The 21,829-nt window shown below is 68.6% G+C and carries 22 protein-coding genes; 18 read left to right on the top strand and 4 right to left on the bottom strand.

What is annotated here, in order from left to right:
• Nucleotides 1-31 precede the first annotated feature (31 nt).
• The 5 genes from ACK4IU_RS03685 to ACK4IU_RS03665 all read left to right on the top strand — a co-directional run bounded on the left by ACK4IU_RS03685 (nucleotide 32) and on the right by ACK4IU_RS03665 (nucleotide 4,830).
• Nucleotides 32-1,291, top strand: coding sequence for a M16 family metallopeptidase (locus tag ACK4IU_RS03685; protein ID WP_409731798.1), 1,260 nt, complete (start codon nucleotides 32-34; stop codon nucleotides 1,289-1,291).
• Entirely contained in the window at nucleotides 1,291-1,875 is a 585-nt protein-coding gene (locus tag ACK4IU_RS03680) for a GNAT family N-acetyltransferase (protein ID WP_409731796.1), read from the top strand. The genes ACK4IU_RS03685 and ACK4IU_RS03680 overlap by 1 nt, the downstream gene beginning before the upstream one ends.
• Nucleotides 1,876-1,982: 107 nt before the next feature.
• Nucleotides 1,983-2,510: a DUF1697 domain-containing protein gene (locus tag ACK4IU_RS03675; RefSeq protein WP_409731793.1), complete on the top strand. Its 528-nt coding sequence runs from the start codon at nucleotides 1,983-1,985 to the stop codon at nucleotides 2,508-2,510.
• Nucleotides 2,511-2,573: 63 nt separating this feature from the next.
• Nucleotides 2,574-3,374: an MBL fold metallo-hydrolase gene (locus tag ACK4IU_RS03670; protein WP_409731791.1), complete on the top strand. Its 801-nt coding sequence runs from the start codon at nucleotides 2,574-2,576 to the stop codon at nucleotides 3,372-3,374.
• Nucleotides 3,375-3,420: 46 nt separating this feature from the next.
• Entirely contained in the window at nucleotides 3,421-4,830 is a 1,410-nt protein-coding gene (locus ACK4IU_RS03665; RefSeq protein ID WP_409731789.1) for an FAD-binding oxidoreductase, read from the top strand.
• A gap of 262 nt (nucleotides 4,831-5,092) precedes the next feature.
• On the opposite strand, the gene ACK4IU_RS03660 is transcribed toward ACK4IU_RS03665, so the two are convergent.
• Together ACK4IU_RS03660 and ACK4IU_RS03655 are read right to left on the bottom strand one after the other, a co-directional pair.
• The gene (locus ACK4IU_RS03660; protein WP_409731787.1) at nucleotides 5,093-5,626 is read right to left on the bottom strand and encodes an adenine phosphoribosyltransferase; all 534 of its coding nucleotides are present in this window, start codon (nucleotides 5,624-5,626) and stop codon (nucleotides 5,093-5,095) included.
• A gap of 10 nt (nucleotides 5,627-5,636) precedes the next feature.
• Complete coding sequence (locus tag ACK4IU_RS03655; protein WP_409731785.1) at nucleotides 5,637-6,503, bottom strand: S-methyl-5'-thioadenosine phosphorylase; 867 nt, start codon at nucleotides 6,501-6,503, stop codon at nucleotides 5,637-5,639.
• 217 nt (nucleotides 6,504-6,720) lie between these two features.
• Here ACK4IU_RS03655 and ACK4IU_RS03650 point away from each other — a divergent pair, with 217 nt between their 5' ends.
• A complete protein-coding gene (locus ACK4IU_RS03650; RefSeq protein ID WP_409731783.1) occupies nucleotides 6,721-7,125 on the top strand; it encodes a hypothetical protein in 405 nt (134 codons plus the stop codon).
• 23 nt (nucleotides 7,126-7,148) lie between these two features.
• Here ACK4IU_RS03650 and ACK4IU_RS03645 read toward each other — a convergent pair whose 3' ends face one another.
• Both ACK4IU_RS03645 and ACK4IU_RS03640 read right to left on the bottom strand, forming a co-directional pair.
• The gene (locus ACK4IU_RS03645; protein WP_409731781.1) at nucleotides 7,149-8,297 is read right to left on the bottom strand and encodes a benzoate/H(+) symporter BenE family transporter; all 1,149 of its coding nucleotides are present in this window, start codon (nucleotides 8,295-8,297) and stop codon (nucleotides 7,149-7,151) included.
• Nucleotides 8,298-8,870: 573 nt separating this feature from the next.
• Nucleotides 8,871-9,086 (bottom strand): DUF1127 domain-containing protein, encoded by a 216-nt coding sequence (locus ACK4IU_RS03640; RefSeq protein ID WP_409731779.1) that lies wholly within the window; start codon nucleotides 9,084-9,086, stop codon nucleotides 8,871-8,873.
• A gap of 252 nt (nucleotides 9,087-9,338) precedes the next feature.
• On the opposite strand from ACK4IU_RS03640, the gene ACK4IU_RS03635 reads away from it, so the two are divergent.
• From ACK4IU_RS03635 to ACK4IU_RS03580, 12 genes are all read left to right on the top strand, one after another.
• Nucleotides 9,339-10,412 (top strand): Mrp/NBP35 family ATP-binding protein, encoded by a 1,074-nt coding sequence (locus ACK4IU_RS03635; RefSeq protein ID WP_409731777.1) that lies wholly within the window; start codon nucleotides 9,339-9,341, stop codon nucleotides 10,410-10,412.
• A gap of 190 nt (nucleotides 10,413-10,602) precedes the next feature.
• Nucleotides 10,603-11,076 (top strand): VOC family protein, encoded by a 474-nt coding sequence (locus tag ACK4IU_RS03630; protein ID WP_409731775.1) that lies wholly within the window; start codon nucleotides 10,603-10,605, stop codon nucleotides 11,074-11,076.
• A gap of 153 nt (nucleotides 11,077-11,229) precedes the next feature.
• Nucleotides 11,230-11,688, top strand: a complete 459-nt coding sequence (locus ACK4IU_RS03625; RefSeq protein ID WP_409731773.1) for a VOC family protein — start codon at nucleotides 11,230-11,232, stop codon at nucleotides 11,686-11,688.
• A gap of 16 nt (nucleotides 11,689-11,704) precedes the next feature.
• On the top strand, nucleotides 11,705-12,322 hold the full coding sequence (locus tag ACK4IU_RS03620) for a TetR/AcrR family transcriptional regulator (protein WP_409731771.1): 618 nt from the start codon (nucleotides 11,705-11,707) through the stop codon (nucleotides 12,320-12,322).
• 634 nt (nucleotides 12,323-12,956) lie between these two features.
• Entirely contained in the window at nucleotides 12,957-13,472 is a 516-nt protein-coding gene (locus tag ACK4IU_RS03615) for a division/cell wall cluster transcriptional repressor MraZ (protein ID WP_409731769.1), read from the top strand.
• Nucleotides 13,473-13,475: 3 nt separating this feature from the next.
• A complete protein-coding gene (rsmH, locus tag ACK4IU_RS03610) occupies nucleotides 13,476-14,492 on the top strand; it encodes a 16S rRNA (cytosine(1402)-N(4))-methyltransferase RsmH (protein ID WP_409731767.1) in 1,017 nt (338 codons plus the stop codon).
• Entirely contained in the window at nucleotides 14,493-14,849 is a 357-nt protein-coding gene (locus ACK4IU_RS03605) for a cell division protein FtsL (RefSeq protein ID WP_409731765.1), read from the top strand.
• A gap of 3 nt (nucleotides 14,850-14,852) precedes the next feature.
• Complete coding sequence (locus ACK4IU_RS03600) at nucleotides 14,853-16,643, top strand: peptidoglycan D,D-transpeptidase FtsI family protein (RefSeq protein WP_409731763.1); 1,791 nt, start codon at nucleotides 14,853-14,855, stop codon at nucleotides 16,641-16,643.
• Nucleotides 16,644-16,655: 12 nt separating this feature from the next.
• Nucleotides 16,656-18,137, top strand: coding sequence for a UDP-N-acetylmuramoyl-L-alanyl-D-glutamate--2,6-diaminopimelate ligase (locus ACK4IU_RS03595; RefSeq protein WP_409731761.1), 1,482 nt, complete (start codon nucleotides 16,656-16,658; stop codon nucleotides 18,135-18,137).
• A 181-nt stretch (nucleotides 18,138-18,318) separates the two neighbouring features.
• Nucleotides 18,319-19,773, top strand: coding sequence for a UDP-N-acetylmuramoyl-tripeptide--D-alanyl-D-alanine ligase (gene murF / locus ACK4IU_RS03590; RefSeq protein ID WP_409731759.1), 1,455 nt, complete (start codon nucleotides 18,319-18,321; stop codon nucleotides 19,771-19,773).
• Entirely contained in the window at nucleotides 19,774-20,856 is a 1,083-nt protein-coding gene (mraY, locus tag ACK4IU_RS03585; protein WP_149588862.1) for a phospho-N-acetylmuramoyl-pentapeptide-transferase, read from the top strand.
• 24 nt (nucleotides 20,857-20,880) lie between these two features.
• Nucleotides 20,881-21,702 carry a hypothetical protein gene (locus tag ACK4IU_RS03580; protein ID WP_409731757.1) on the top strand — a complete coding sequence of 274 codons (822 nt, stop codon included), beginning with the start codon at nucleotides 20,881-20,883 and terminating at the stop codon, nucleotides 21,700-21,702.
• Nucleotides 21,703-21,829 lie beyond the last annotated feature (127 nt).

The raw sequence follows: 21,829 nt of genomic DNA, 5'->3' as shown, positions 1-21,829 counted from the left end.
GCTGCAGCCGACCCAACCCCGGGATCCGACCTTGACCCAGCGCCTGCACACCCTGCCGAACGGCTTCCGCATCGTCACCGAGGCGATGCCGGGCCTGCAATCCGCGTCCGTCGGCCTCTGGGTCGAGGCGGGAGGGCGGCACGAGACGCCCGAGCAGAACGGCATCGCGCATTTCCTCGAACACATGGCCTTCAAGGGTACGCGCCGGCGCAGCGCGCTGCGCATCGCCGAGGAAATCGAGGACGTGGGCGGCTACATCAACGCCTACACCAGCCGCGAGATGACCGCCTATTATGCCCGCGTCCTGTCGGGCGACGTGCTGCTGGCCCTGGACGTGATCGCCGACATCGTGCTGAATCCCCTGTTCCGCAAGGCCGACATCGAGACCGAGCGCCACGTCATCCTGCAGGAGATTGGCCAGGCGCTGGATACGCCCGACGACATCATCTTCGACTGGCTGCATGAAGTCAGCTACCCCGACCAGCCCTTCGGCCGCACGATCCTCGGGCCGGAAGAAAGGGTCTCGGCCTTCCGCAAGGCGGATTTCGAGGGCTTCATCGGGGCGCATTACGGGCCGGACCAGATGATCCTGTCGGCGGCGGGCGGCGTGGACCATGACGCAATCGTCGCGGCGGCAGAGCGCATCTTCGGCGCCCTGAAGCCGGTCGGCGCGCCGAAGGTCGAGCCCGCCCGCTTTGTCGGCGGCGAGCGGCGCGAGGTGAAGGACCTGGAGCAGGTGCATTTCGCCCTGTCCTTCGAGGCACCGGGCTACCGCGACGACAAGGTCTATACCGCGCAGGTCTATGCCACCGCGATGGGCGGCGGCATGTCGAGCCGCCTGTTCCAGAAGATCCGCGAGGACCGGGGCCTGTGCTATTCGATCTATGCGCAATCCGCGGCCTATGAGGATACCGGGCAGATCACCGTCTATGCCGGCACTTCCGAGTCGGAGATCGGCGAATTGACCCGGCTGACGGTGGACGAACTGAAGCGCGCCGCCGAGGACATGACCGAGGCTGAGGTCGCCCGTGCGCGTGCGCAGCTGAAGGCGGGGATGCTGATGGGGCTGGAAAGCCCGTCCTCGCGGGCGGAACGCAATGCGCGGCTGTTGTCGATCTGGGGCCGGGTGCCGGATGTGGCCGAGGCGGTGGCAAAGATCGACGCGGTGGATACGGCGGCGGTCCGGGACTATGCGGCCGATCTGACCACGGCGCGCTCGGCGCTGGCGATCTACGGGCCGGTCTCCGGGGCGCCCGGCATCGAAGAGGTCCGCAAGGGGCTTGCCGCCTGATGCTGGGGCTGAAGCGCCGTGTCCGGGTCGAGACCGAGCGGATGACGCTGCGGCTTCCCGAGCATGGCGACTGGCGGCAATGGTCGGAATTGCGTGCCGCCTCGGCCGAGTTCCTGATCCGGTGGGAGCCGGTCTGGTCGAACGACCATCTCTCGCGGCGTTCCTTCACCAACCGGGTCTACTGGGCGCAACGGGCCGAGGCGCAGGGCACCGCGCTGCCAATGCTGCTGATCCGGCGCGAGGACCAGCAGCTTCTGGGCGCCCTGACGCTGGACAACATCCGCCGCGGTCCGGCGCAGACCGGCACCTTCGGCTACTGGATCGGCGCGCCCTTTGCCCGACAGGGCTACATGCGCGAGGCGATCCTCGCGCTGACGCATCACGCATTTACCCGCCTCGACCTGTCGCGGCTGGAGGCCGCCTGCCTGCCCGAGAACGCCGCCTCGCGCGGGGTGCTGGAGAAATGCGGCTTCAAGTACGAAGGCGTGGCGCAGAGCTATCTGCAGATCAACGGACGCTGGCGCAACCATGTGCTTTACGCCAACCTGCGTGGCGACCGGCGCGGACGGACCGACGTCGGCTGAGGGTTGGACGCCTGTTGACGCGCGCGCCCGGCGGCGCAAGCCAAAGCCTCGCCTCCGTGCGCCGGTGGCGCGCGTTCCGTCGGGGATAGTTGCAGACAGGTGAAAGCATGAGGCTTCGGGTGGCGCTCTTGCGCGGGGTGAACGTCTCGGGAGCCGGACGGCTGCCGATGGCGGAGTTCAGCGACATGCTGGCGGAGATGGGGCTAGGGGCGGTTCGGACACATATCCAGTCCGGCAACGCGGTCTTTTGCAGCGACCGAACGGCGGCCGATCTGGAAGCCGCGATCCGTGATGCAGTGGCCGCCCGGTTCGGCTTTGCGCCCGAGGCCTTTGTCCTGACGCCCGCCGAACTGGAGGCCGCGCTGACCGACCATCCCTTTGCCGGTGCCGATCCGGCCCGGGTCCATGTCGTCTTCCTGCGCGAGACACCTGCACCCGACGCGGCGGCCCTGCGCGCGCTGGCCAGGCCCGGGGACGCCTGGCATGTCGGCCCGCGCCGGTTCACGCTGCATACCCCGGGGGGATACGGCACCTCGAAACTCGCGGAACGCCTGCCGCATCTCTTGCCGCAACCGATGACGGCGCGAAATCTGCGGACGCTGGCCGCATTGGCCGCGATGATCGCGCATCCGTGATTGCGGGCCCGCGTGACCTAGGGGCAATCCGGGTTACCGTTGTTCAAAACCAGGAGGTGCCCGATGCGACTGCTTGCCGCCCTGATCCTGATTGCCAGCCCGACCTTCGGGCAAGAGCGCATCCCGTCGCATTGCATCGCGGTGGCGCAGGGCGAGGCCTCGGTGGTGCCGGTGGCGCTCCAGGACGGGCTGGAGCCGAATGCGGTCCTGATCCGCTATATCGACCATGCGAGCTTTGCCATCGTCACGGCGGACGGGACGGTCGCGGTGACGGACTACACGGGTTATCTCGGGACGGCCGACCTGGTGCCGGACGTGGTGACGATGAACAACGCCCATTCAACGCATTGGACCGCCGCGCCCGATCCGCGCATCCCGAACGTGCTGCGGGGCTGGGGCGAGGCCGGGGGGGCGGCCGACCACCGGCTGGACCTGGGCACGATGCTGGTGCGCAACGTGACCACCGACACGCGCGGCCCCTTCGGCGAGGGCGCGCGGCGGGACGGCAATTCGATCTTCATATTCGAGGCCGCAGGCCTGTGCATCGGTCATCTGGGCCACCTGCACCAGATCCCGTCGGATGAGCAGTATGCCGCGATCGGGCGGCTGGACGTGGTGATGGTGCCGGTGGATGGGGGCTACACGATGCGGCTTGAGGACATGGCAGGGGTGGTCAAGCGGCTGCGGTCCAGCGTGGTGATCCCGATGCACTGGTTCAGCCGCACTTCGCTGGACAGCTTTCTGGCCGAGATGTCGGGCCAGTTCACCGTGGTCGAGACCGGAGGCGCGCAGATTGCGCTGTCGTTGCGTGACTTGCCCTCGGTGCCCACGGTGATGGTGCTGGAACCGGCCTATATCGACTAGCGGCCCGGTGCCACCCGCGCTACCTAGGGGGCAAGGAGCCTTGCCCATGCTGAACCCGTGCGATCCCGACTTTGTCGCGCGCCTGTCCGCGCTGGTGCCGGACGGGACGCTGTCCGCCCCCGAGCCGCGGCACCTGGAGGAACCCAGGGGGCGCTGGACCGGGCAGGCCGGCGTGCTGGCGCGGCCACGGAGCGTGGCCGAGGTGGCGGCGCTGGTGCGGGCCTGCGCGGCGGCCCGGGTGGGCGTGGTTCCGGTCAGCGGGGGGACGGGGCTTGTCGGCGGGCAGATCATGGCGTCCGGCCCGGCGCCCCTCTTGCTGTCGCTGGAACGGATGACGGCCCTGCGCGGGGTCTGGCCGGAAGAGAACGCCATGGTGGTCGAGGCCGGGATGGTGTTGGCCGAGGTGCAGGCCGAGGCGGCGAAGGTAGGGCGGCAGTTTCCGCTGTCGCTGGCCTCGGAAGGAAGCTGCCGCATCGGCGGGAACCTTGCGGCCAATGCCGGGGGGACCGGGGTGCTGCGCTATGGCAACGCGCGCGATCTCTGCCTGGGGCTCGAGGCGGTTCTGCCGGACGGCACGGTGTTCAACGGCCTGACGCGGCTGCGCAAGGACAATGCGGGCTATGACCTGCGGCACCTGCTGATCGGGTCCGAGGGCACGCTGGGGGTCATCACGGCGGCAAGTCTGAAGCTGTTTCCGCAGCCTGCGGCGCGGCTGGTGGCGCTGTTGGCGGTGCCTTCGCCTCGCGCCGCGCTGGACCTGCTGGCGCTCTGCGGAGAGCGGGCGGCCGGGATGGTCTCGGCCTTCGAGCTGATCCACCGGATGGGGTTCGACTTCCTTCAGGAGACGGGGTTCGACCTCCGCCCGCCTGTCGATCCAGTGCCGGAATGGCAAGTGCTGATGGAACTGGAACTGCCGGCGGGGATGGAGCCGGAGACGACCATGGCCGCGCTGTATGCCGTCGGGGCGGAGGCCGGGCTGGTGGCCGACGGAGTGATTGCGACCTCGGATGCGCAGGCCGCGGCCATCTGGGCGCTGCGCGAGACGATCCCCCTGGCGAACCGCAGGGTGGGGGCAGTGTCGAGCCACGACATCTCGCTGCCGCTGTCGGCGATCCCGGGCTTCATCGTCGAGGCCCCGCGCGCGATTGCGGGGTTGGGGGCGTTCCGGGTCAACTGCTTCGGGCACCTGGGTGACGGCAACCTGCACTGGAACGTGTTCCCGGAGCGGGGCCACACGCGGACCGAGCATGATGGGGTCCGCGACCAGGTGAAGCGGGTGGTGCATGACCTGGTGCATGCCCTTGGTGGGTCGGTGGCGGCCGAACACGGTGTCGGGCGGCTGAAGGTGGCGGACCTCGCGCGCTATGGCGATCCGGGGAAGCTTGCCGCGATGCGGGCGATCAAGGCGGCGCTGGACCCGGCCGGGATCATGAACCCGGGGGCGGTTCTGGGCTGATGGCGGGCTCGTCGGTGACTGCGTCCCTCCTCGCAGGATGGGCGGTGCCGAGGTGGGCGTGAACAGGTTTCCAAGGCAAACATCCCCGCCGCAGGAAACCTGCGACGGGGTGCTTTGGGGGGTGTGGGGGTCACGCTGTGGGTAGCAGCGCGGTCAGGGTGGGTGGCCCTGACAAACCCGTTTGTAGGGTGATTCCCTTTCGGGACGGTTAACGGATGCTCATCCCTGCGCGCGAGGGGCCGGAATTTCTGCGGGCCGGGGCTCAGAGTCCTTCGAACTCGCACAGCGCGTGGACGTCCATGCCCATCGCCTCGAGCTTCCGGCGGCCGCCGAGGTCGGGCAGGTCCACGACGAAGGCGCAGCCGACGACCTCGGCGCCGAGGCGCTCGATCAGGCGGATGCCGGCCTCGGCGGTGCCGCCGGTGGCCAGGAGGTCATCGACAAGCAGCACCTTCTCCCCGGGCAGCATCGCATCGTCATGCACCTCGACCACAGCCTCGCCGTATTCCAGCTTGTAGGACTGGGCGATGGTCCGACCCGGCAGCTTGCCCTTCTTGCGGATCGGGACGAACCCGGTGGAGAGCTGGTGGGCCACTGCCCCGCCCAGGATGAAGCCCCGCGCCTCGAGCCCCGCGACCTTGTCGATCCGCTGGCCGGCATAGGGGGCGAGGAGCTGGTCCACGCACATCCGGAACCCGCGCGGATCGGCGAAGAGGGTCGTCACGTCGCGGAAGAGTATGCCTTCGTGCGGGAAATCGACGATGGTGCGGATGTAGTCCTTGATGGTCTTCTTCATCGGGGATTCTTCAAAGAACGCGGCCCGCGACGGCGTCGAGCTTCGCCAGAAGCTCGGGGTCGCGCTTGTCGGGGGCGGTCATGATCGCGTGGGCGAGGGCGCGGTCGCAGCCATGAGGACAGGGCTGGCGGTCGGGGCTCATCAGGGCGGGCAGGCGCGCCACCAGGCCGCGGGCGGCAGCGGCGTTGGCCTGGACCACCGCGATCACCTGGGCCACGTCCACCGCGCCGTGGCTGTCGTGCCAGCAGTCGTAGTCTGTCACCATCGCCAGCGAGGCATAGCAGAGTTCGGCCTCGCGGGCGAGGCGGGCCTCGGAGACGCCGGTCATCCCGATCACATCCGCGCCCCAGGTGCGATACATCCGGCTTTCGGCGCGGGTGGAGAACTGCGGGCCTTCCATCGAGAGGTAAGTCGCACCCTCGTGCACGGTCAGGCCCTCGGCGCGGGCGGCCCGGGCGGCGAGCGCACCCAGGCGGGGGCAGGTCGGGTCGGCAAGGCTGACGTGCGCGACGCAGCCGGGGCCGAAGAACGACGGCGCGCGCTGGGTGGTGCGGTCGATATACTGGTCCACCAGCACGAAATGGCCGGGTTCGAACTCTTCGCGGAGGGAGCCGACGGCCGAGACGGCGAGGATGTCCGTGCAGCCGAGCCGCTTCAGGGCGTCGATGTTGGCGTGGTAGGGGACCGAGGTTGGGCTATGGACGTGGCCCCGGCCGTGGCGGGGCAGGAAGGCCACGGGAAGGCTGTTCAGGCGACCTACCAGCACCTCATCCGAGGGCTTGCCCCAGGGGGTCCTGACCTTCACCCAGGAGGCGCCTTCCAGGCCGTCGATCTGGTAGACCCCCGATCCGCCGATCACTCCGAGCATGGTCTGCATGGGGGACTCCCTGGGGTTGGACGGCGGCGAGAATAGCGGGGCGCGCGGGCTCTGTCCACGGTGGACAAGCGAGGCGATGGCTGGAATTTCAAGGGGTTGGCCGTGGCCATTAGGAAATTGTTAGGACCTCTCCCGGTGGCGCCCTCGGGTCCGGGAAACCGGACGTGAGGGCCGGCGAGAAGCCTGCTACCAACCCGGAAGGTAACCGGAGACAATCATGCGTATGATCCTTTCCACGACCCTTGCAGCCTTTCTGGTGGCAAGCGCCGCGACTGCGGGCTGCAAGGAGAATTTCACCGTCGAGGGTCTGCCTCTGTTGAGCCAGATCCAGTACAAGTCCCACGCGACCTACAAGGGTCTGGACCGGACGACGGCGGCGAAGCGCATCGCCGCACGCCTGCGGGACGAAGGCTTCAAGGGCGTCAAGCGCGAGGGCGGCGTCGTTTCTGCCTGGCAGGAGACGACCGGATCGGGGCGTCCGCAGACGCTGCGCTTCATCGTGACCGAATCCAGGGGCAAGACCACCATCGAGGGGATATTCACGATCCAGCAGGGGCAGGTTGCCGGAAACCGTGTCGTGCGCGACAATATCTGCAAGGTGATCGCCATCGCTGCCGGCTGAAGGGCCGGCGCGGCCGGACCCGGTCAGGCGCGCCGCGGCTTGAGCCGGTCCAGCCCCCAGACCGCCAGTCCGACGACCAGCCCCCAGAAGGCGGCGCCGATGCCGAAGGCGGCCATGCCCGAGGCGGTCACCACCAAGGTGAGCGCGGCGGGCAGCCGCTGGTCGGCCTGCGCGAAGGCCCCGGTCAGGGCGCCGGTCAGGGGCGAGAGGAGCGCGAGCGCGACGAGGGCCGCGACGACCTCGGCCGGGAGCGCGGCCAGCAGGTCGAGCACCGTGGGGCTGAGCAGGCCCAGGACCAGCCAGGCCCCGGCGTAGAACAGGCCCACGATCCAGCGGCGGTCGCGATCGGGATGCACATCGGGGCCGAGGCAGATCGCAGCGGTGATCGCGGCCATCGACACGGTATGCGCGCCGAAGAAGGCTGTGACGGTCGAGATGATCCCGGTCGTGGTCAGCGCGGCCTGCACGGGCGGCTCATACCCCGCCGCGCGGAGGGTGGCGAAGCCGGGCAGGTTCTGCGAGGCCATGGTCACGAGATAGAGGGGCAGGCCGAGGCCGAGGACGACCGAGAGGCGGAAGGCCGGGACGACGGGTTCGAGGACCGGCGCAGCAAGGTGCAGGGTGGTCAGGTCGGACCCGGTGGCCAGCGCCAGCAGGATGCCGGTCGCGAAGGCGGTCAGGACCGCGAAGGCCGGGTTCCACAACCGCACGACCAGGAAGACCCCCACCATCGGCAGGACGAGGGCGGGCAGGCCTTGGGCGGCGGTGGCGCCCTTCAGGCAGAAGGGCAGCAGCACCCCGGCCAGCATGGCGGCGGCGATGCCATCGGGGATACGGGCCACCAGCGCGCCGAGCGGGCGGATCAGCCCGGTCGCGGCGATCAGGAGACCCGCCACGACGAAGGCGCCGACCCCTTCGGCGAAGGAAATGCCCGAGGTCGCGGCGATCAGCGCCGCGCCGGGCGTGGACCAGGCCAGCACGACCGGCACCCGGGCCCGCCAGGACAGGAAGGCCGAGCCGATGGCCTTGCCGACACAGATCGCCAGGAGCCAGCTTGCCGTCTGGGCCGGGGTGGCCCCGAGCGCCATGGCCGCAGAGAGCAGGATCGCCACCGAGGAGGCATAACCGACGAGGGCGGCGACGGTTGCCGCCGAGATCATGGAGAGGCGCATCCAGTTCCCCTGCTTGCCGTATCAGCCGGCCGGCGGACTATTCCGCGCCCTGTAGGGGGCTGCAAGGGAAGAAAGGCGGCGGCTCCCAGGGAGGAGGAGAGGGAGCCGCCGCAAGATCGGAGATCCCGGGAGGAGGATGGGATGTCCGATCCGGTTCGGACCCTGCGGCCCGGAATTCAGCGCGGCGATGCCCAGGGAGGAGGAGGGGCACCGCCGCAGGATCCCGAAGCCCAAGGGAGGAGGAGTGGGCCCGGAAATCCGGTCGGGCCCCAAGGCCCGGAATTCTGCGCGGCGGTGCCCAGGGAGGAGGAGGGGCACCGCCGCAGGATCCCGAAGCCCAAGGGAGGAGGAGTGGGCCCGGAAATCCGGTCGGGCCTTGCGGCCCGGAAGTCAGCGCGGCGGCGCCAGGGAGGAGGAGGGCACCGCCGCAGGTACCAGGCAGCCCGGGAGGAGGATAGGCTACCCGATCGTCGTGGGCCTTTCGGCCGGATGGGGGCGGCGATGCCAGGGAGGAGGAGGGCATCGCCGCATATCGCTCTGGTCCCAGGGAGGAGGAGGGGACCTCACGAATTCTTACTTGCCGTAGGCGGCCTCCCGGGCGATCTCGGGGATCGAGATGCGGCTGATGCCGAGGTCCGACAGCTCGCGGTCCGTCAGGGCGTTCAGCTCGGCCACGGTGCGCGCATAGGTGCGGCGCTGGGCGATCGCGGTCAGGACGACGTCGCGCAGGACAGCCAGGCGGTCGGCCAGGCCCTTGCGGGCGAGGGGGGTGCTGTTCACATAAGCCATGTCACTCAAGCCTCATCTTCAGGTTCGTCAGCAACGTTCTGTCGCGCTGTTGCCGGTAACATGGACTCCATGCTGCAGATGCACAATAGCGCCCTTCGGCAATGCTGCCATGCAGCAAGTGCATGGCTGAGGTCACGGAAATGTCATGATTTACCAAGGTCTTCGCCGAAAATTTGAGCAGTTGGTCAACAGTGCTTGCCCTTCGGCTGAAAGGCTACGACCTTAGTGCAAATCTTCAGCGGAGTTGAAACGATGGCGGTGGATCGGGACCAGGTGCTGGGTGTCTTGCGCGGGGTCGCGCATCCCGGCGGCGGCGATCTGGTGGGGCGGGATCTGATTCGTGCGCTGACGGTCGAGGGCGGCCTAGTGCGGTTCGTGATCGAGGCGGCGACGCCCGAAGAGGCGCGCAGCCTGGGTGCGGCGCAGGCCGAGGCGGAGGCGAAGGTCAAGGCCCTGCCCGGGGTGACCTCGGTGCAGGTGGTGATGACGGCGCACGGGCCGGCGGCGAAGGCGGCGCCGCCCAGCCTGAAGATCGGCCAGCACCCGACGCCGCAGCAGGGCGGGCCGCAGAAGATCTCGGGGATCGACCGGATCATCGCGGTGGCAAGCGGCAAGGGGGGCGTGGGGAAATCCACGGTGGCCTCGAATCTGGCGGTGGCGCTGGCGCGGCGGGGGCGGCGGGTCGGGCTGCTGGACGCTGACATCTACGGGCCCTCCCAGCCGAAGATGATGGGCGTGAACCGCCGGCCGTCGAGCCCCGACGGCAAGATCATCGAGCCCCTGGTCGCGCATGGGGTGACGATGATGTCGATCGGACTGATGCTGAAGGAGGACGAGGCGGTCGTCTGGCGCGGGCCGATGCTGATGGGGGCCTTGCAGCAGCTTCTGGGGCAGGTGGCCTGGGGCAAGCTGGATGTGCTGATCATCGACCTGCCGCCGGGGACGGGGGACGTGCAGCTGACGCTGTGCCAGCGGACGCAGCTGACCGGGGCGATCGTCGTCAGCACACCGCAGGACGTGGCGCTGCTGGATGCGCGCAAGGCCCTGGACATGTTCGGGAAGCTGAAGACCCCGGTCCTGGGGCTGGTGGAGAACATGTCCACCTACATCTGCCCGAACTGCGGGCATGAGAGCCACATCTTCGGCCATGGCGGGGTCGCGGCCGAGGCGCGGAAGCTGGACCTGCCCTTCCTGGGCGAGTTGCCGCTGGCGCTGGACGTGCGGGTGGCCGGCGACAGCGGCACGCCCATCGCCGCGAGCGACAGCCCGCTCGCCCAGCCCTATCTGGCGCTGGCCGACCGGCTGATCGCGGGCGGGATGGGCTGAACCGGCGCGCCACCGATTTCTTCAAAGAAATCGTGACGGAGCCTGTGCAGGCTCCGACCCGGTATTCGCAGAATTCCGGGCGATCGACCCCGCGCGCGCGATTGATCGTTGTCTGCATACCAACTAGTCGGTATTCTCCCTCAGGCGAGGCGAGTCGCCCGGACGGCTCGGCCCAGGGGGAGGAGAGACCATGGCCCATTCCATCCGCACCTGCCTGTGGTTTCGCGACGGGCGCGGACCCGAGGCGGCGGCGTTCTACTGCGGCCTGATCCCGAACAGCCGGGTCCAGCGCAGCTTTGGCGCGGACAACGGCATGGGCGGGTTCTCGGTCACCGACTTCTCGCTTGGCGGGGTTCCTTATCAGATCCTAGACGCCTGGCCGCATTTCCAGCTGACCGAGGCGGTGTCGATTTCGGTCGAGACGGAGGATCAGGCGGAGAGCGACCGGCTGTGGGACGCGCTGACGGCGGACGGGGGGCAGGAAAGCACGTGCGGCTGGCTGAAGGACCGCTTCGGCCTGTCCTGGCAGGTGTTCCCGAAGCGGCTGATCGAACTGACATTGCACAGCGACGCCAGGGTGGCAGGTGCGGCGATGGCCGAGATGATGAAGCAGAAGCGGATCGACCTGGCGCCGATCGAGGCTGCCGTTGCGGCGGTGGCCTGACGCGATGCGGACGCCACGCGCCTGCGAGCAGATCCGGCAGGCTGCGGCCGTCCGGGCTCTGCGGGCGCCGAGATCGGGATCCCGCGGCCGCGGTCATCTTTGCCGGCAGCGGGCGGGTGCCCTCACGCCGGCAGTTTCTGAGAGGAGAGCCCCATGAACGACAGCCCCGCCGACCAGCGCTACCGTCCCGAGGACCGGGTCATGCAAGGGGTGATCCCCTATCTGGCCCTGCCGGGACAGGCAGGCGCAGCCGCCGATTTCTACATGAAGGCCTTCGGCGCGAAGGACATCGGCCGGATGCCCTTCGAGGGAAGGCCCGGCCAGTTCATACACATCCAGGTCGAGATCAACGGCGGCGCGCTGATGCTGACCGACAACGACATGATGTCCGGCGCGGTCGGCGGCACCGATCCGATCCCGCGCGGGCATCTGCAACTGGTGGTGCCGGACGGGCAGGCCTGGTGGGACCGGGCGATCGCAGCGGGCTGCGCCGTGCTTGCGCCCTTCGAGCCGCAGTTCTGGGGCGATACGTGGGGCCTTCTGGCCGACCCCTTCGGCTTGAAATGGGCGGTGTTGACACCCGATCCCGCGCTCTGGGACAAGGAGGCATGAGCCAGGACTCCACCGCATGACCGCACCCGCCCGCGTTCCGCGCGGCGAGGCGCGCGCGCGGCTGCTGGAGGCCGCGCGGAACCTCGTGCGTCACAAGGGCTTTGCCGCGACCTCGGTCGATGAGCTTTGCGCCGCGGCGGGGGTGACGAAGGGTGCCTTCTTCCACCATTTCGCCTCGAAGGAGGCGCTGGGCGTCGCGCTGATCGACGACTGGACCGAAACCACGGGCGCGATGTTCGCGGCGCATCCCTACAACAGCCTGCCCGATCCGCTGGACCGGGTCTTCGCCTATCTCGACCTGCGCCGCGAGATCCTGGACCAGGCCCTGCCCGAGTTCACCTGCGTTGCGGGAACGACGGTGCAGGAGGCCTACGAGACCTCGCCCGCCATCCGTGCGGCGGCCGAACGCAGCATCCAGTCCGGCGTGGAGCATGTCCGCTCGCACCTGGCCGAGGCGCTGGCGGCCCGTCCGGTGCCGGGAGTGACGGCGGAAGGCCTCGCCCGCCAGTTGCAGGTGGTGGTGCAGGGCGGGATCATCCTGGCTAAGGCCGCAAACGATGCGGAGCCCGCGCGCGAGGCCTTCGACCACCTGGAACGCTATCTGCGGCTCACGTTCGACCGTCCCGCAGCCTGAGACGGCCCGCGCCGACCGGCTGTCGCCCCGGTGACGGGCACTGAGTCTTTCGAATCACAGTTTTGGGAAATCATGGGAAACGGCCTGTCACGGCTGTTGCCAGGCGACTCCGCCTCGGGGAACCTGCGGGACAGACCCGGAAAAGCTGCGCCGGCGGGCCGGATCTGGGAAATCCCGGGCGGTCACGGGACTGTTATCCCGCGTGACACGAACACAAGATGTAGAGGGCCTTCGCAGATGCGTCGCCTAGAAATAGGCAGAGCCGCTTCTTCGCCGACACAAGATGCTGCTTTCCCAGTGTCGCGGAAACAAAATATGTCCCATTCCTCCCAACTTTTCCCTTGATTTCCCATCGCATCCCGTGCACCTTGAGGTCACGACGATGAGATGGGCAGTGAAAGGCAGGGGCGGCTCAAGACCCCGAACCAAGGCGTAGGCAGCTTCATACAGGCAGCCCCTTTCATCGTCGCACAGAGATCCGGCGCGCGAGCGAGCAGCATCTCCCCCAGGTGGCAAGCGTAGCTGGACGCCCAGCGATGGGACAGCGGCGGATCGGGTAGTGGCAGCAACCCGATCCGCCTTTTTCTTTTTCATCGCAAGGGCTTGGAAGTTTTGGTGAAGGTCGCGGAACGCGATGGCAGAAAGGTTCATAGGCGAGATCTACCAGAAGGTAGATGCCAAGGCCCGGGTCTCGATCCCGGCCGCCTTCCGGGCCATCCTGCAAGCCGACGACCCGCTCGCCTCGAACTCGCAGCGCCCCCGGCTTTACATGGTCTATGGCGGCAAGAAGCGGAACTTCGTCGAGTGCTACAGCAAGGACGGCGCCGAGAAGCTGGCCGCGGACATCGAGTCCATGGAGGACGGCTCGCCCGAGCGGATCAAGGCAGAGCTGAACCTGATCACCCGGTCGGTCATGGTCGAGGTGGAGCCGGACGGCCGCATCGTCCTGCCTCCGCGCGTGCGCGAGAAGATCGGGCTCGCGGGCGAGGTGCCCGAGAAGTCCGAGGTCGTCTTTGCCGGACGGTCGAACCGGTTCCGCATCTACCGCCGCGATGTGTATGACGCCGAGTTCGGCGCGATCGACGATGACGATGACGATGACGATATCGACCCGCTGACGCTGGTCGGGCGGCACAAGCGGAAGGACTAGGCCATGCCGGGTCCGCTGCCGCGCCCTTCCGCCTCTGACCGCCCCGCCGATCCCCATGTTCCGGTCCTGATCGACGCGATCCTGCGCGAATGCGCGCCGGTTGCGGGCGTCTGGCTGGACGGGACGCTTGGGGCGGGGGGCTATGCGCGCGCGCTTCTGGCCGCGGGGGCAGAGCGGGTGATCGGGGTGGACCGCGATCCCCTTGCGCTGCGGATGGCGGCGGACTGGGCCGCGCCCTATGGCGACAGGGTCCGGCTGGTGGCCGGGACCTTCTCGGACCTCGACCAGCTCGCGGGCGAGGCGCTGGATGGCGTCGTGCTGGACCTCGGCGTCAGCTCGATGCAGCTCGACCAGGCCGAGCGCGGCTTTTCCTTCATGAAGGACGGCCCGCTCGACATGCGGATGAGCCAGTCGGGCGACAGTGCCGCCGATCTCGTGAACACGGCGGCCGAGGCCGTGCTGGCCGACATCCTCTATCACTACGGCGAAGAGCGCGCCTCGCGCCGGATCGCCCATGCCATCGTCGCCGCGCGCGGGGTGGAGCCGATCGTCACCACCGCCCGGCTGGCCGAGATCGTGGCGAAATGCCTGCCGCGCCCGAAGCCGGGGCAGAGCCACCCGGCGACGCGCAGCTTCCAGGCGATCCGCATCGCCGTGAACGCCGAGTTCGAGGAACTGGCCGAGGGGCTGATGGCGGCCGAGCGGGCGCTGAAGCCGGGCGGGCTTCTGGCGGTGGTGACCTTTCACAGCCTGGAGGACCGGATCGTGAAGCGGTTCTTCCAGCTGGCCAGCGGGCAGGAGGCCAATGCCAACCGCTATGCCCCGGCCCGCGCCGACACCGAGGCGCGCTTCGAGATGGTCACCCGCAAGGCCGTGGCCCCGGACGATGCCGAGATCGCCCGCAACCCCCGCGCGCGGTCGGCCAAGCTTCGGGTCGGACGGCGAACCCAGGCCCCGGCGCGGGCGATCGCCCCGGCCGATCTGGGCCTGCCCGAGTTTCAGAAGAAAGGACGCCGCTAGATGCGCCCCGTGCTGTATGTCCTGTCCTTCCTTGCGCTGATCGCGCTGGGTTTCTGGGCCTATCGCGAAAACTACGCGACCCAGGCCGCGCTGAAGGAGGTGCAGGCCCTGCAACGCGAGATCGCCGCCCTGCGCGAGGCATTGTCGGTGCAGCGGGCGGAATGGGCCTACCTCAACCGCCCCGACCGGCTGCGGAACCTCGCCACGGCAAACTTCGACCGGCTGGGCCTCTTGCCGATGGAGCCCAGCCAGTTCGGCACCGCCGCGCAGGTCGCCTATCCGCGCGCCAAGCTGCCCGAGATCAGCTTTTCCACCGATATCCAGGGCACGCTGGCCCTGCCGGACGAGGGGCTTTAGGCCATGCGCACTCCACTTCGCCCGCTGGCCCGCATCCTTCAGGCCCGTCAGGACGGGTTGAACCCCGACGCGATCGAGAAGGAGAACCTGCGCATCCGCCACGAGGCGCTGCGAGAGAAGGCGCGGGGCCGGGCGCAGTTCCGGCTGGTGGTGCTGTGCGCGAGTTTCGTCATGGCCTTCGGCGCGATCGGGGCGCGGATGGGGCTGATGGCGGCGACCGAGCCGGTCGAGCCGCGTTCGCGCGCGCCGGGGGCCGAGATCATCGCGCAGCGCGCCGACATCACCGACCGCAACGGCCGGGTGCTGGCGACGAACATGACGACGCATGCGCTCTATGCCCATCCCAAGGTGATGGTCGATCCGAAGGGATCGGCACAGAAGCTGGCAGCGATCTTCCCCGACCTCGACGCCAAGGCGCTGGAGCGGCGCTTTACCGACGGGCGCAGCTTTGTCTGGATCCGCAAGGTGCTGAGCCCCGAGCAGATGCAGGCGGTACACGAGATCGGTGATCCGGGGCTGCTGTTCGGCCCGCGGGAAAAGCGGCTGTATCCGAACGGGACGCTGGCCGCGCATGTCCTTGGCGGCACGTCTTTCGGGGCCGAGGGCGTCCATTCGGCCGAAGTGGTGGGCGTGGCCGGCATCGAGAAGGCGCTGGACGCGCGTCTGCGCGACCCGGCGCAGGGCACCAAACCCCTGACCCTGTCGATCGACCTGAGCCTTCAGGCCACGATCGAGGAAGTGCTGGCCGCCGGCATGGGCATGCTGAACGCCAAGGGTGCCGCGGCGATCCTGATGGATGCGCGCACCGGCGAGATCCTGGCGCTGGCCTCGTTGCCGACTTTCGATCCGAACAACCGGCCCAATCCGCTGGTGGACAAGGATGCCGAACCCGGCGACAGCCCGCTCTTCAACCGGGCGGTGCAGGGCGTCTATGAACTCGGCTCAACCTTCAAGATCTTCGCCGTCGCGCAGGCGATGGAACTGGGCCTCGTCAATCCCTCGACGATGGTCGATGCTAATGCGCCGATGGTCTGGGGCAAGCACCGGATCAAGGAATTCGAGAACAAGAACTACGGGCCCTTGCTGTCGGTCTCGGACGTGATCGCCAAGTCCTCGAACGTGGGCACGGCGCATATCGCGCTGATGATCGGTCCCCTGCGCCAGCAGGCGTTCCTCAAGTCGCTGGGCTTCTTCGAGCCGACGCCGGTGGAGCTGGTCGAGGCCCCGGGCGCCAAGCCGCTGATCCCGAAGAAATGGCCCGAGATCGTGACCATCACCACCTCCTACGGGCACGGCATGTCGGCCAGCCCGATGCATCTGGCCGCCGCCTATGCCGCTATCGCCAACGGCGGGGTGATGATCAAGCCCACGCTTCTGAAGCGCGAGGGACCGACGACCGGCGTCCGGGTGATGAGCGAGAAGACCGCGAAGGACTCGGTCGCCATGCTGCGCCGGGTAGTGACCGAGGGCACAGCGAGCCTTGGCGAGGTCCCGGGCTACGAGGTCGCGGGCAAGACCGGAACGGCCGACAAGCCCAAGCGCACGGGCGGCTATTACAAGGACAAGGTGGTAAACACCTTCGCCTCGATCTTCCCGGCCTCGAACCCGCAATATGTGCTGATCGTCACCCTGGACGAACCCCAGGACACCTCGCTGTCCGAGACCCGGCGCACGGCGGGCTGGACAGCGGTGCCGGTCGCGGCCGAGATCATCCGCCGCGTCGCGCCTCTGATGGGGCTCAGGCCCAAGCTTGAACCTGTCGCGCTGGATGCGGTAACTGCCGCCAGCAACTGACGGGAGCAGGACATGACAGCGCGCGCGACACGGCTTTCCGACCTCGGGTTGACCGCCCGGGCCGGGCGCGACCCCGCGCTGTCGGGGCTGACGGCGGACAGCCGGCAGGTGCGTCCGGGGATGCTGTTCGCGGCTCTGCCGGGGACGGCGGTGCATGGGGCGAAGTTCATTCCGGCCGTGCTGGACCAGGGCGCGGCGGCGGTGCTGACCGATGCGGAAGGCGCACGCATGGCGGCCGAGGTGCTGGCCGAAAGCGACGTGGCGCTGGTCGTGGCCGAGGATCCGCGCGCGGCCCTGGCCTGTGCCGCGGCCCTCTGGTTCGGGGCCCAGCCCGAGACGGTGGTCGCGGTGACGGGGACCAATGGAAAGACCTCGGTCGCCACCTTTACCCGGCAGATATGGGCGGCGCTGGGCCGCGAGGCGATCAACATCGGCACCACCGGGATCGAGGGCGCCTGGACGGCGCCATCCGGGCATACGACGCCCGATCCGGTGACGCTTCAGAAGCTGCTGGCGGCAGCGGCGCAGGGGGGCGTGACCCATGCGGCCATGGAGGCCTCCAGCCACGGCATCGACCAGCGGCGGCTGGACGGAGTGCGGCTGAAGGCGGCGGGCTTCACCAACCTGACGCAGGATCACCTGGACTATCACGGCACGATGGAGGCCTATTTCGCCGCCAAGGCGCAACTTTTCACCCGGCTTCTGCCGGATGACGGGGTGGCGGTCATCAACCTTGACGGGGCGATGGGGTCCGAGATGGCGGAACTGGCGCTGGCCCGCGGCCTGCGGGTGCTGACGGTGGGCAAGGGGCAGGGGGCGGATCTCCAGATCGCCGCCACGCGCCCCGACGCCACGGGGCAGGAGGTGCGCTATCTCTGGCAGGGCCGCGCGTTCCAGACGCGGCTGGGGCTGATCGGGGCGTTTCAGGCCGAAAACGTGGCGGTGGCGGCGGGCCTTGCCATCGCGGCGGGAGAGGCACCCGAGGCGGTGCTGGGCGTCCTGCCCCGGCTGACCGGCGTGCGGGGGCGGATGCAGCTGGCCGCGACGCGCCGGAACGGGGCGGCGGTCTATGTGGACTATGCCCATACGCCGGACGCGATCGAGACGGCGCTGCGCGCGCTGCGCCCGCATGTGATGGGGCGCATCGTCATCGTCTTCGGCGCGGGCGGCGACCGCGACCGGAGCAAGCGCCCCCTGATGGGCGCGGCGGCGCGGAAGTTCGCCGATGTGCTTTACGTCACCGACGACAACCCCCGCACCGAGGACCCCGCCGCGATCCGCGCCGCGATCCTTGCGGCCTGCCCCGAGGCGCACGATGTCGGCGACCGCGCCGAGGCGATCCTGCGCGCGGTCGATGCGCTGCAACCGGGCGATGCGCTGCTGATCGCCGGCAAGGGGCATGAAAGCGGGCAGATCGTGGGGACGGATGTCTATCCCTTCGACGACGTGGAACAGGCCAGCGTGGCGGTGGCCGCGCTGGATGGTGTGATATGAGCCGGCCGCAGATCAGCGCGCCTCCCCTCCCGCTGGTGGGGAGGGGATGGGGGGCCGGCGAACGGCCTTGTTGGAGGGCCGAAGCGCGGCGTTCGTGCGCCTTGGCGAGCCCCCCCTCCCTCTCCCTCCCCCACGAGGGGGGAGGGAAGCGCCCGGCCGGGCAGATGTCAGGAGAGGACGCATGACGCTCTGGACCTCGGAGGCGGCCGCGCGGGCCACGGGCGGGCGTGTGACGCGGGACTGGCAGGTCTCGGGCGTGTCGATCGACACGCGGACCCTGCAGCCGGGCGATTTGTTCGTCGCACTGAAGGACGTGCGCGACGGGCATGACTTCGTGGCCCAGGCGCTGGAGAAGGGGGCGGCGGCGGCCATGGTCAGCCGCCTCCCCGAGGGCGTGGACGAGGGCGCGCCGCTCCTGATCGTGCCCGACGTTCTGGCAGCTTTGGCGGCGCTTGGCGCGGCGGCGCGGGCGCGGACGCAGGCGAAGGTAGTGGGGGTCACCGGCTCGGTCGGCAAGACCTCGACCAAGGAGATGCTGCGGGCAATCCTGTCGGGGCAGGGCAGGACACATGCCGCCGAGGCGAGTTACAACAACCACTGGGGCGTGCCCCTGACGCTGGCGCGGATGCCCGCCGACACGGAATATGCGGTCATCGAGATCGGGATGAACCACCCCGGAGAGATCGCGCCCTTGGCCCGGCTGGCCGATCTCGACGCGGCGATGGTCACCACGGTCGCCCCCGCGCATCTGGAGGCCTTCGACAGCATCGAGGGCATCGCGCATGAGAAGGCCTCGATCTTCGACGGCCTCAGGCCGGGCGGAGTGGCGCTTTACAACGCCGACATCGCCACCACGCCGATCCTGCGCGACAAGGCGCGGGCGGTGGGCGCACGCGCGGTCAGCTTCGGCGAAGGCGAGGGCGCGGACTGGCGGCTGACCGAGGCGCGGCTGTGCGACGAGGCGACGGTCTGCCGGGCAAGCGTCCGGCGCGGCGAAGGGGCCGGGCAGCCGCTGCTGTTCAAGGTATCCTCCCCGGGGCGGCACTTCGCGTTGAACGCGCTGGCCGCGCTGGCGGCGGCTGAGGCGCTGGGGGCGGACCTGATGATCGCGGCGCATGACCTTGGCCGCTGGGCGCCGCCCTCGGGTCGGGGCCAGCGGGAACGGATCGTGCTCGACATCGTGGAAGAAACCTTCTTCGACCTGATCGACGATGCCTTCAACGCCAACCCGGCGTCGATGGCCGCCGCGCTGGACGTGCTGATCGCGGCGAAACCCACCGACGGGATCGGCCGGGTCGGCGGCGGGCGGCGCATCGCGATCCTGGGCGACATGCTGGAACTGGGCCCGACGGAGGGCGAACTGCACGCGGCCATCGCCCGGCATCCGGGTCTGTCGGCGGTCAGCGTGATCCATTGCGTCGGGCCGCGGATGCGGGCGCTGCATGCCGCCCTGCCGCGCGCGCAGCGTGGGGAATGGGTGGAGACGGCGGCGGAACTCGCCCCGCGCGCCCGCAGCCTGATCGACGCGGGCGACATCCTTCTGGTCAAGGGCTCGAAGGGGTCGAAAGTCAGTCTGGTCGTTGACGCCCTGCGAAAAATGGGGCAGGCCGCCAGCCCGAAGGAAGGGACCGAGTAAATGTTCTACTGGCTTGCCGAGTTTTCCGATGGCGGTGGGGTGCTGAACCTGTTCCGCTACATCACCGTCCGCGCGGGCGGGGCTTTCGTGACCGCGCTGCTGTTCGGGTTCCTGTTCGGACGGCCGCTGATCGACCTTCTGCGCCGCAAGCAGGGCAAGGGCCAGCCGATCCGCGACGACGGGCCGCAGAGCCACTTCTCCAAGGCGGGCACGCCGACGATGGGGGGCCTCCTGATCCTGTCGGCGCTGATGTTCTCGACGCTGCTCTGGGCGCGGCTTGACAATCCGTTCGTCTGGATCGTGATCCTGGTGACGATGGGCTTCGGCCTGATCGGCTTTGCCGACGATTATGCCAAGGTGACGAAGCAGAATACCAAGGGCGTCTCCGGCAAGGTGCGGATGGGCCTGGGCCTTCTGATCGCGGCACTGGCGGCCTATGCGGCGGCGATGTTCCACCCGGCGGAGCTGACCAACGAACTGGCCTTCCCCTTCTTCAAGAATGCGCTCGTGAACCTCGGGATCTTCTTCGTGCCCTTCGGGATGATCGTCATCGTGGGTGCCGCCAATGCGGTGAACCTGACCGACGGTCTGGACGGGCTGGCCATCATGCCGGTGATGATCGCCGCCGCGACGCTGGGCATCATCGCCTATGCCGTGGGGCGGGTGGACTTCACCCAGTATCTCGACGTGCATTATGTGCCCGGCACCTCGGAACTGCTGGTCTTTACCGCCGCCCTTTGCGGCGGGGGGCTGGGGTTCCTGTGGTACAACGCCCCGCCGGCCGCGGTGTTCATGGGCGACACCGGGTCGCTGGCCCTGGGAGGCGCGCTGGGCGCGATCGCGGTCTGCACCAAGCACGAGATCGTGCTGGCCATCGTCGGCGGCCTCTTCGTGGTCGAGGCGCTGTCGGTCATCATCCAGGTGCTCTATTACAAGCGCACCAAGAAGCGCATTTTCCTCATGGCGCCGATCCACCACCATTTCGAGAAGAAGGGCTGGGCCGAGCCGCAGATCGTGATCAGGTTCTGGATCATCAGCCTGATCCTGGCGATGATCGGGCTGGCCACGCTGAAGGTGCGATAACGAACGCGGCACAAACGCAGGCTGATGGTCTATGCGGCCATTCTCCTGTTGGCCATCGTCCTGGTATCGGTTCTGTTTGCCGCTGTCTTGCTCTGGCTGCGCCTTTTCTCCGATGTGCCGCTGTCCAGCGGTGAATCCGCGGCCTATCCGCTGGTTCAATCCACGCTCGGTCTTGCCATTTCGGCTGTCGCCTCGTCCGTGGCGCTCGTGCTGGCCCTGCGGCGCGTTCAGTCCTCCGACAAGGACCGGACAATCGCGCTGCTCGATATCTACCTGCCCGAGGTGCCCGCGCTGGTGGAAGAGGCGAACGCCCTTCAGGACAGGCTTCGGGATGCTCTCCTTGCGATGCGGAAGGTTGCGTTTGCAGGATCGCATCTCACGTTCGCACGTCTTTTTCACGAGTATGCGGCCACCGGGCAGGTTTCGGACGGTTTGAAACTGGTTCTGGACCGCCGAAAAACCGCGATGATCGAGGCTTTCCGCAAGGACTACGGGGTCGACCCCGAGCCAGACTTGCCCGAAGAGATCGCGCTCGCCGACGACGCCGACGACTTTCTTGGCGAGGTCCTCTACGACATCCCCGGATTCGATCGCCAGGATTTTGAGCACGATCGCCGCTCGGGTGTCGCGCATGGCCGTTTTCCCCATTGGCAATGGTATCGGGACTTCATGGCCGAGCACTTTGCCATGGACCGGGCTTCGGCCGATCTGCACTCGGCTCTTGATCAGGCCCGGCAGGCCTTCGACGCCTTTTGCAAGGATGCGTCCTCGCCCCGCTCGGGTCTCATGCACCGCGTGCTGTCGCGTCGCTTCGACGAATTGCTGGCCGGACCTTACGCGGCTTAGCCATCCCATCTTGCGCGACCGGCGCATCCTCAGTTCGACGGATTTGCACGTTGGCCGACCCCGGACCTGCGGGCCAGAGGCTATGCCTCCATCAGCGATCTGCCCGACCTTTTCCCCCGGTTTGAAC

It is taken from the genome of Tabrizicola flagellatus, assembly GCF_046295235.1.
In the GTDB taxonomy this organism is placed as follows: domain Bacteria; phylum Pseudomonadota; class Alphaproteobacteria; order Rhodobacterales; family Rhodobacteraceae; genus Tabrizicola; species Tabrizicola flagellata_A.
The sequence above is the reverse complement of the archived record's forward strand: the minus strand, read 5'-3'. Positions and strand labels throughout refer to the sequence as shown.